Annotated in this window: 9 protein-coding genes; 3 read left to right on the forward strand and 6 right to left on the reverse strand. The window is 67.7% G+C overall.

What is annotated here, in order from left to right; translation table 11 throughout:
• Positions 1–21: 21 nt before the first annotated feature.
• Positions 22–2,919 carry an SEL1-like repeat protein gene (locus AC07XS_RS12420; protein WP_494732674.1) on the reverse strand — a complete coding sequence of 966 codons (2,898 nt, stop codon included), beginning with the start codon at positions 2,917–2,919 and terminating at the stop codon, positions 22–24.
• Positions 2,920–3,133: 214 nt separating this feature from the next.
• On the opposite strand from AC07XS_RS12420, the gene AC07XS_RS12425 reads away from it, so the two are divergent.
• Together AC07XS_RS12425 and AC07XS_RS12430 are read left to right on the forward strand one after the other, a co-directional pair.
• Complete coding sequence (locus AC07XS_RS12425) at positions 3,134–3,346, forward strand: hypothetical protein (protein WP_152949135.1); 213 nt, start codon at positions 3,134–3,136, stop codon at positions 3,344–3,346.
• A 70-nt stretch (positions 3,347–3,416) separates the two neighbouring features.
• Positions 3,417–3,917, forward strand: a complete 501-nt coding sequence (locus AC07XS_RS12430) for a pyridoxamine 5'-phosphate oxidase family protein (protein ID WP_182714623.1) — start codon at positions 3,417–3,419, stop codon at positions 3,915–3,917.
• A 43-nt stretch (positions 3,918–3,960) separates the two neighbouring features.
• On the opposite strand, the gene argF is transcribed toward AC07XS_RS12430, so the two are convergent.
• From argF to AC07XS_RS12455, 5 genes are all read right to left on the reverse strand, one after another.
• Positions 3,961–4,875, reverse strand: a complete 915-nt coding sequence (gene argF / locus AC07XS_RS12435) for an ornithine carbamoyltransferase (RefSeq protein ID WP_182714624.1) — start codon at positions 4,873–4,875, stop codon at positions 3,961–3,963.
• A gap of 85 nt (positions 4,876–4,960) precedes the next feature.
• Complete coding sequence (locus AC07XS_RS12440; RefSeq protein ID WP_182714625.1) at positions 4,961–5,368, reverse strand: GxxExxY protein; 408 nt, start codon at positions 5,366–5,368, stop codon at positions 4,961–4,963.
• A 27-nt stretch (positions 5,369–5,395) separates the two neighbouring features.
• Positions 5,396–6,613 (reverse strand): aspartate aminotransferase family protein, encoded by a 1,218-nt coding sequence (locus tag AC07XS_RS12445; protein WP_263596102.1) that lies wholly within the window; start codon positions 6,611–6,613, stop codon positions 5,396–5,398.
• Between the two features lie 97 nt (positions 6,614–6,710).
• Positions 6,711–7,604 carry a M20/M25/M40 family metallo-hydrolase gene (locus AC07XS_RS12450; RefSeq protein WP_182714627.1) on the reverse strand — a complete coding sequence of 298 codons (894 nt, stop codon included), beginning with the start codon at positions 7,602–7,604 and terminating at the stop codon, positions 6,711–6,713.
• A 38-nt stretch (positions 7,605–7,642) separates the two neighbouring features.
• The gene (locus AC07XS_RS12455) at positions 7,643–8,476 is read right to left on the reverse strand and encodes an ABC transporter permease (RefSeq protein ID WP_182714628.1); all 834 of its coding nucleotides are present in this window, start codon (positions 8,474–8,476) and stop codon (positions 7,643–7,645) included.
• Between the two features lie 310 nt (positions 8,477–8,786).
• Here AC07XS_RS12455 and AC07XS_RS12460 point away from each other — a divergent pair.
• A partial coding sequence (locus AC07XS_RS12460; protein WP_321208105.1) for a GcrA family cell cycle regulator occupies positions 8,787–8,991 on the forward strand: 205 nt, incomplete at its 3' end.

Raw genomic sequence — 8,991 nt, forward strand, 5'->3', positions numbered from 1 at the left:
GCTTTGATCCGAAACCCGGCCTCAGCCCGTCGCCTTGGCGGACTGCTGCGACACAAAGGCCTCGGCGGCGGTGCGGGCGGCGCGCTGGGCCGTGGCGCTGGCGGTCGAGCGCAGGCGGTTCACTGCGGCCTGAGCCTCGCTGTCGCCGCCGCGCGCGGCGATCATGTACCACTTCAGCGCCTCGGTCAGATTCTTGGCCACCCCGTCGGCGCCCGTCTCATAGATGCGGGCGACATTATACTGGCTGTCCGGCAGGCCGTGTTCGGCCGCCTTCACCAGCCAGATCAGGCCTTCCGCCTGATTGGCCGCTCCGCCGTCGCCTTCATACAGCTGCATGCCGTAAAGGTGCATGCCGCGCGGATCGCCGTTCTCGGCCGCGCGACGGCCCCAACGGCGGCTCTCGACCGGATCGGCCGCGACTCCGTCCGCCCCGGCCAGATAGAGCTGTCCCAGATAGGTCTGGGCCGGGGCGTAGCCGAGGTTGGCCGCCTTCTTCAAGGCTTCGAAGCCTTCCGGATCGCCGCTCTCGATCTGTTCCACGGCGCGGTCATAGGCCTCCGCCCCCGCCTCGGCGGTCGGAACGGCGTCGGCGGGCGTCACCGCCATGGCGAGAGGCGGAGCGGCCGGCTCGGCCGCCGCCGGCGCCGCGTCGCGTCCCGGCAGGCCGGGCAGGTTGATGTCAGGCAGGCCCGAACCGTCGGCCAGGCTGAGCGAAGCATAGGCGCCGCCCGTCAAAGCCACCGCCGTCACCGAGGCCAGAAAGGCCTTCTTGACGGTCGAGCCGTCGCGGGCGGCCTGTTTGTCCAGACGTTCCTGCAGCTTGGACTTGCCGCCGCGTTTCGGCGCCAGGCCGAACCCCTGGCGCGGCGCCTCGACCGGGGTCGGGACGGTCATGGCGGCGCGGGCGGCGTTGATGGTCGAGCGGGTCGAGGAGGCCCGGCCCGCCGCCGCGGCGGCGCCCATGGAGGCGCGCAGACGCCGGGGATCGACGAACTCCGTCTCGCCGCCGAAATCATCCTCGCGTGCGGATACCTCCAGGTCGGGGGTCTCCGCCGAAGCCGGAGCCGCAAAGGCCGAGGTCGCAGCCGGGGCCGTGGCGTCCAGCGCATCCTCGACATCGGCCCCGCCGAAGCCGCCAAACGGCTGAATGACCGGCGCGGCCTCGACCACAGGCGCGGGCTCGGGCGCAGGCGTGACGGGTTCAGGCTCGGGTTCGGGCGTCCGCGGGGCGGCGGCGAAGGACGAGGGGAAGGGCGCCGCCTTGGGCGTCGCCGCCGCATCGCTGGACCAGTCGTCGCCGTCGTCGAAGGAATCGTCGGGGAAGACGGCCGCGCGCCAGTCCGGCTCCACCGGGGCGGAGACGGCGGCCTGGGCCGTCCGCGCCGCTACGGCGCGGGGCCTGGGCTCGGCCTCGGGAATGTCCCATCCCCCCGCCTCGACCGCGATGTCGGCGGTCGAGGCGGCCCGGTCTTCAAAGGCGGGGCGGTCGGCGGAACCGGCTTGACGGGCGCTGATGCTCTCGCGGGCTTCAGCCAGCAGACGGGCCGTGCGCTCCTCGCTCAGCCGCATCCGCTCAGCCAGTTCGCCCGAGGCGCGGTCGTAGCGCTGCTCGATCTTCTCGGCGCTTTCCGACAGACGCCGCGCGATGTCGTCCAGCGCCTGCTGCGAGCGGCGCTCGGACTGGACGATCCGGTCGCTGAGCTGATCGGAGATGCGGGTGATCTCCCCGCCCAGCTTCTCCAGCGCCAGGGCGTGACGGTCCTCTGTCGCGGTCAGCCTCTGTTCGACCCGATCGACGTGGCGGGCGAAGGTCTGGTCGACCTGGGCCGAATGGCGCGCCAGGTCCTCGTCCACCTTGCGACTGACGGCGCGGGTCACGGCCTCGGCCTGCTCGGCGCCCGCCCGTTCGGCGGCCTGCATCCGCGCATTCAGGTTCTGGGCGATCTTCAGGACTTCGCGGCCCATGGCCTCCAACCCCTGGGCGCCCTTGCGCTCGGACGCCTGGACCTGGTCGTTGACGGCCTGAACCGCCCGTTCGATCCGGTCGATCCGGGCGCCCGTCTCGGCGGCGTCGAGCCGCTGCATCATCTCGGCGCGGTTGCTGTCGATCTGACGCGACAGGGTCTCGGCCAGTTTTTCGAACCGGGCGGCGTCGCGGGCCCCTTCCGGCTCGACCCGGCCCTCGGCGGCGCGCAGCCTCTGATCCAGATCGGCGAAGGACCGTTCCAGCGCCTTCAGGGCCTCGGTAGTGCGGCTTTGCGCCTGGTCCAGACGCGCCCCGACCTGGGCCAGAAGATCCGAGCCGGCGCCGGGTCCGGCGGCCTTTTCGACCGCCTCCATCCGCTGACGCAGATCCGCCACGCCGGCGCGTTGACGCTCTTCGATGTCGTACAGCCGCCCCGCCAGGGCGCCGATGGACTGTTCGACCTTGCCGAAGCTCTCCTGAACCTGAGGACCGGTGTCCCGTTCGAAGGCGCGCAGACGGCGGTGCCCTTCGCGCAGCTCCTCGGCGATGTCGTCAATGCGCCGGGCCTGCCCCTTGGTCTGGGCGTCATGACCGTCCAGGCGACGCACCAGGCCGGCGACGGCCTGATCGACCCCCTGGATGGCGACGGTCGAACGGCGCTCGGCCGCCTCCAGCCGCGCGGCCAGGGCGTCGATCGAGGCGCTGACCCTCTGCCATTTCTCGTCCGACGGCTCATAGGCGTCGTCCAGACGGCGGGCGCGATGGCGGCGGTCATAGGTGTCGGCGACAGGACCGCGGCGCGGAAGCGTGGCGTAGCCCTCTTCCTCGTCGTCCATGATCATGGAGTTCAGCCACTCGCCCAGGGTCATGCCTGAACGGCGCGCAAGATCCTTGGCGACCTCGCGGGCTTTCGGGTCGATGCCCTTAACACTCCAAGGCGCGGCTGCGCTCACTGATTCGGCTCCCGACCCATGCGGCAAGGCTATAACGCCAATATCGAGGGTGTAAACGTGTGGTTAACCGCAAGATGTTGCGGCCTCTCTCCAGCCTGTGGAAATCTCGCCGCACCCTGTGTTTCTGGGCCGATCAGGGTTAACGTCGCCTTAAGATTAAGACTTCGGCAAGACTTCCCTTGCGCAACCGACCGGGCTTGGGCAGGTGCAGCCGATGGACCTGAACGCCACACTGATCCTGCTGGTCGCCGCCCTGGCGGTCATGGTCTTCGCCGGCTGGCGAGGCGCCCAGCCGCCCAATCCGTTCAAGGGGCCGCGAATGACGCCCTGGCGGTTCATCATGCTGGGCGCCGCGGCCCTGGCCCTGCTCTTGCTGATTCATCTGGCGACCCTGTTCGGCGCCGAACGCGCGCCCTGGATTCCCTGAGCCGTCCCCCGTCAGGAACCCGATCCGAGCCCGACCATTGTCTCCGCGACCCCAAAAGGAGACGCACGACATGGCCGACACCCTGACCCCTGCCCAGGCCGAGAAGGAATTCTGGGACAGTCTGAAGGACTCCAACACCGGCATGCTGGGCCTGGACCAGGCCGGCTACCACCATCAGCCGATGACCGGCTTCGGCGAGCCCGAGACCGGGACCATCTGGTTCTTCAGTCGCGACGACACCGACTTCGCCCGCGACGTGGCCGTGGGCGGTCAGGACGGCATGTTCTGCTACCAGGCCAAGGACCAGAAGGTTCAGGCCTGCATCCACGGCGCCCTGTCGATCGACCAGGACCGCGCGCGCATCGACAAATACTGGAATCCAGTCGTGGCCGCCTGGTACCCGGACGGCAAGGACGACCCGCACCTGACCCTGATCCGCTTTGACGCCGAGGACGGTCGGGTCTGGGTGTCGGACAAGGGCGGCCTGGGCTTCGGCTACCAGATCCTGAAGGCCAATCTGACCAAGACCCAGCCGGACGTCGGCGGCGTGTCGGACGTCAATCTGAGCTAGAGCATGAGGCGGCGCCGAGATTTTCGTCTCGGCGCCGTTTCCATCAGCCTGCGAAACACCAGGCCAGGACCGCCTTCTGGGCGTGGATGCGGTTCTCCGCCTCGTCCCAGACCAGAGAGCGGGGACCGTCGATGACGGCGTCAGTCACTTCTTCGCCCCGGTGCGCGGGCAGGCAGTGCAGGAAGACCGCATTCGGATCAGCCAGCTCCATCAGGGCCTCGTCCACCGTATAGGGCTCGAAGGCCGCCAGGCGCGCCTCATAGTCCTGATCGCCCATAGAGACCCAGGTGTCGGTGACCACGACGTCGGCGCCCTTGACCGCCTCGCGCGGATCGCTGGTCAGGGTCACGGCGGCCCCGCCCTTTTCGAGATCGCGCAGGTCGGGATGGTATTCCGCCGGACAGGCGACGTTCAGGTGGAAGCCGAACTTGGGCGCCGCATGCATGAAGCTGTGGCAGACATTGTTGCCGTCGCCGACCCAGGCGACGGTCTTGCCCGCGATCGGGCCGCAATGTTCCTCGATCGTCTGCAGATCGGCCAGGATCTGGCACGGATGCGACCGATCGGTCAGGCCGTTGATCACCGGCACGGTCGAAACCCGGGCGAAGCGTTCGACGTCCTCATGCCGATTGGCGCGGATCATCACCGCATCGACCATGCGCGACAGGACGCGGGCCGTGTCCTCGACCGGCTCCCCCCGGCCCAGCTGCATGTCGGACGCCGTGGCGATGATGGAGGCGCCGCCCAGCTGGCGTATGGCCGCGTCGAAGCTGAAGCGGGTGCGGGTCGAGTTCTTCTCGAAAATCATCGCCAGGACGCGGTCCTTGGCCGGGGCGTCGGCGTCGGGACGCCCCTGGGGCCAGCCCTTGCGGGCGGCCTTTCGGGCGTGGGCGTCGTCCAGAATGGCGCGCAGGTTGGCGGCGTCCAACTGATGGATGTCGAGGAAGTGGCGGGTCATGGGTGATCCGGTCGAGGCGAAAAAAGTTTCATCACAAAGAGCACAACGGCGTCACGACGAACACGACGGAAGGCGGCCGGTGAGATCATAAAACCAGACGGCGAAAGCCGTCCTTTAGTCTGGGCGTATTGAAGTTGATCAGATAGCCCAATCTGATCTGACTAAACCTCAGATAGGTGAGTATCTGAGCAGTATGGATCGACGCCAGGGCGTCGATCGCTTTCACCTCGACGATCACCTGACTCTCCACCAGTAGATCGAGCCGGAAACCGACATCCAATCGGTCTTCGCGGTAGTGGACGGGGATGGCGACCTGCCGTTCAACGGCAAGACCCGCACGCATCAGATCGCTGGCGAGGCAATGCTCGTAAACCGACTCCAGCAAGCCCGGCCCAAGTTCCCGATGCACGGCGAAGGCCGCGTCCATAACGGCGCGACCGACCTCGTTCACTTTCGGGGAAACAGGCTCCCTCCCGTCGTGGCCGTGGTGCATTCGCCGTGCCCGTTGTGATGAAACCGATCAGGCGGCCCACCTCTCGCGGGCGGCCTCGCAGGCGGCTTCGAACCGGGTGATCAGTTCGCGGGCCTCGTCGAGCGTCAGGTTCAGCGGCGGCAGCAGGCGCACGCAGTTGTCGCCGCCCCCGGCGATCAGCAGCTGTTGCGTGTCGCGCGCCAAGGCCATGAACTCGCGATTGTTCGGGACCAGCTTGACCCCGATCAGCAGCCCCTTGCCGCGGACGTCGACGATGACGTCCGGGAAGCGGGACTGAAGCCCGGCCAGCTGCTGCTTCAGATAGCCGGCGATCTCATTGACGTTGTTCAGGATCTCGGGCGTGTTGATCAGGGACAGGGCCTTGCCGCCCACGGCCATGGCGAGCGGATTGCCGCCGAAGGTCGAGCCGTGCACCCCGACCGTCATGCCCGAGGCGGCCTCGGCCGTGGCCAGGCAGGCGCCGATGGGGAAGCCGCCGCCCAGGGCCTTGGCCACCGCCATGATGTCGGGCGACATGCCGGCCCATTCGTGGGCCCACAGCTTGCCGGTCCGGCCCATGCCGCACTGGACCTCGTCGAAGATGATCAGGACGCCGTGCTGGTCGCACAGCTCACGCAGTCCGCGCAGGCACTGTTCCGGCATGGCGCGGCAGCCGCCCTCGCCCTGGACCGGCTCGACGATGACGGCCGCCGTGGTCGGATTGGCGACGGCCGCCTTGATGGCTTCGTGGTCGCCCCACTTCAGCTGGTGAAAGCCCTGCATGGCGGGGCCGAAGCCCTCGGTATAGCTGGGGTTGGCGGCGGCGTTGATGGCGCCGTAGGTGCGGCCGTGGAAGGAGCCGTCGAAGCCGTAGATGTCGATCCGCTCGGGATGGCCCTTGGCCGAGTGATATTTGCGCGCCGTCTTCAGGGCGCATTCGACGGCTTCCGTGCCCGAGTTGGTGAAGAAGACCACGTCGGCGAAGCTGCTTTCGCACAGGGCGTCGGCCAGGGCCTCCTGGCCCGGGATGCGGAAGATGTTGGACACGTGCCACAGCTTCTCGGCCTGATCCTTGACCGCCTGGACCAGTTCGGGGTGGGCGTGGCCCAGGCCGTTGGTCGAGATGCCGGCGACGCAATCGAGATATTCGGTCCCGTCGGTCGACCACAGGCGAGCGCCTCGGCCGCGTTCCACTTCCAGCGGCGCGCGATTGTAGACACCCATCAGATGGTTCGTGGACACGGGACTAAGACCTCCAAAAGCGATACGGCCCCGACGCGAGGCGCGACGGAGCCGGTTTCATAGGGACAGGCGTTGTCGGACGGGCGACAGTGTTAGTCAACACCGGCGCCATGGGCTTTCGTCAGGGCGCCGTCCGGTCCAGCCGCAGGGTCAGGTCGGCGATGAAGCGGCCGAAGCGGGCCACGTCCTCGCCGTTCAGATAGGACAGCTTGTCCTCGGTCGAATGGATGCGCTGGAAGACCGGCGGGACGAAGCCCTCCTTCAGGCCATTGTCCTCGCCCCCGTTGAAGGCCAGCCACATCTGGTGGGCGCCGATCGCGTCCTGGGTTCCCAGCGAGACCACGGGCACGCCGGCGGCCGAGAAGACCCGGTCGTCGCTGGGCGGATAGACGGGGAAGGCGATGCAGTTGACCGCCTGTTCGGCGCACTGGGTGCGCAGGGCGCTCAGGACAAAGCCCGACTGGGCGCCGTTGTTCTCGCCGTACATGACGGTGCGGCCATAGGCGGCGACGTCGGCGTTGATCACGGCGTGGATGCGGCTCTTGTCGTGGCTCTCCAGCCAGGCCTTGGCGCCGATCAGGCCCAGTTCCTCCTGGTCGGTCATGACGAAGATCAGCCGGTGGCCGGTCGTTTGGCCCTTCAGCGCCTTCATCGCCTCGATCATGGCCAGGACCGAGCCGGCGTTGTCGACGATCCCTTGCGACATCGACCCGTCGCGCAGCTTCACGGCGTCATAGTGGGCGGTCAGGACGATGTCCTTGGGCCCGTCGCCCAGGGTGACGACGACGTTCGAGCCGGCCATGGAACCGGTGCGTTGATTACCGCCCTCGAAGGTCTGGACTTCGTGCGGCAGGCCGGCGGCGGTCAGCTGATCGACGATGACAGCCATGCGCTCGGCGTTCGTCGGCTTGACGAAGGCGGCGGCGGCCGTCTGGATCGCCGCGCCCTGGTCTTGGGCGGCGGCCGGAAGAGCGACAAGAAGCGCCGTAGCGGCGACGAGCGAACGGAACAGCATGGCGGACCTCCCCAGGATGATCCGCCACCGTTAGCCGCCTAGCTCTTCAGGCGCCAGCCCGAACGGAACACCAGCCAGCAGATCGTCCCCATGATAACCATCAGCACGGCCGATCCGATCACGCCGATCGTCAGATTGCTCTCTGCATGGCCGATGAAGCCGTAACGGAAACCGTCGATCAGATAGAAGAAGGGATTGTAGCGGCTGATCGTGCGGAAGGGCTCGGGCAGGTTTTCAACCAGATAGAAGGTGCCCGACAGGAAGGTCATCGGCATGACGATGAAGTTCTGGACCGCCGCCAGATGATCGAACTTCTCGCTCCACAGGCCCGCCAGCACCCCGGTCATTCCCATGATGAAACTGGCCGCGAGCGCAAACCAGACGATGGCCAGCACATTGGCGACGCCGAGCGGCGCGAACGGCAGGACGCACAGGGCCGTGACCAGACCGACGACGGCCCCGCGCGTGGCCGCGCCCAGGGTAAAGCCCAGGGTCAGCTCCAGCGGGCTGAGCGGCGGGGTCAGGAAGTCGGTGGCCGTGCCCATGATCTTGGCCTGGATCAGGCTGGACGAGGCGTTGGCGAAGGCGTTGTTCAGCATGGCCATCATGATCAGGCCGGGCGCCACGAACAGGGCGAAGGGCGTGCCGTGCAGCGGCGGCCGGGCGTCCTGAAGCGCGACCACGAAGACCAGCATATAGAGCAGGGTCGTCACCACCGGCGCCGCCACCGTCTGGGCGCCCACCTTCCAGAACCGCCGCACCTCGCGCAGATACAGGGTCTGCACCCCGATCCAGTTGATCCCCGGATAGCGCCGCGGCTGCGGCAGTCCGGACGGGCGGGTGGCGATCAGGTCGGGCGTGGTCTCGGTCATGGGCCGCCAGATGCGCTTTGCGGCTTGGCTTCGCAAGGGAGTGGTTAGTGGCGAGTGGCGAGTGGCGAGAAGGCGCGGGCGTTCAGAGTGCGAACCATCGCCGACCGGAAGGCTCAGAGACGGCGGACGCAGCAGGCGCCACTCGCCACTCGCCACTCGCCACTCAAGCGATTCAACATCTGGTTTCTGTGGACAGTGCGATTCGCACATATTGCGTCTCTTAACGGCTGGTTTACGATTAGTGGTAGGTCAAGACCCCGGAGGGGGAGCCTGAACCTAAATATTGAATCCAAACTCGCTGGAGGGTGGCATGACCGCAGGCTGGACTGACGACCGCGTAGGCGCGCTGAAGAAGCTCTGGCTGGAAGGCCAGTCCGCGAGCCAGATCGCCAAACAATTGGGCGGCGGGGTCACCCGCAACGCCGTGATCGGCAAGGTGCACCGTCTGGGCCTGTCGGGCCGGGCCGCCCCGTCTCAGCCGGCGCGCACCGCCGCGACCTTCCGCACCGCCCGCC

Source organism: Brevundimonas sp. GW456-12-10-14-LB3 (genome assembly GCF_059424365.1).